This window comes from Halonatronum saccharophilum DSM 13868, assembly GCF_000517025.1.
GTDB classification, from domain to species: domain Bacteria; phylum Bacillota; class Halanaerobiia; order Halobacteroidales; family Halobacteroidaceae; genus Halonatronum; species Halonatronum saccharophilum.
Window position 1 is genome coordinate 47,077 of sequence record NZ_KI912094.1, and the last position, 817, is coordinate 47,893.

1 protein-coding gene is annotated in these 817 nt (G+C 30.6%); it reads left to right on the forward strand.

Annotated features, from left to right (window positions below; all coding sequences use genetic code 11):
• On the forward strand, positions 1 to 313 hold a 313-nt coding region (locus HALSAC_RS0103665; RefSeq protein WP_156924149.1), incomplete at its 5' end, for a transposase.
• Positions 314 to 817: the final 504 nt, after the last annotated feature.

Below are 817 nucleotides of genomic sequence, written 5' to 3' on the forward strand. Positions count from 1 at the left end.
ACTAAATTTGATGGAAAATAGTTCAGGGAAACATAAGGGAAGAACTTGTATTACTAAGAGGGGAAGAGCGAAATTGAGATCTTTATTGTATAGGGTGATGCTGCCTCTGGTAGCAAAGAATAATGAATTTAAAGAGCTACATCAATACTACACAACACGCTCTAAAAACCCCTTAAAGAAAAAACAATCCCTAGTAGCTCTATGTTGCAAATTGATTAGAATATTGTTTGCTTTATGGAAGAAAAAAGAAAAGTATGATGGTGAAAAATTATTTAGAAATATCAAACGTTCAAATTTACAGGGAGCTGCTTAAAGATATTTAAAATGAATTATTGGAATGTAAATTTTATAATATAGATCAATTATTTATGTTTGTTTTTCTTAGATTAAGTACTTTGAAAAAGGAAGACTGGAAGAGCTGGAATTAATTATTTCAATATGGGCATAGACCCTGTCGAGGAGCATATCCAGCCTCCACCCATGGATAGGTAGAACGAAGGAATGTAGGGACATAGATCCTGAGAGATATGGGAGGTTAAACTACCATGGAAATGTGGAGTTCCAATAAGCGACCATATTTTTTAAAAATAATAGTTAAGTTTTTAGATTACTTTATCCTTGCAATTCCAAATATTAATTGGTTTTAATAATTAAATCCATATTACTTTTTTATAAGAAAATAAATTTCTAAGAATAAGTGAGCATGAGTGAGATAAATTTAATTTATAGAGGGAGTGATTAAATGAATTTTATTGATAGATTGATAGAAGAGGTTGATAGGAAGAAGAGTCATATTTGTGTAGGACTTGATCCTAGA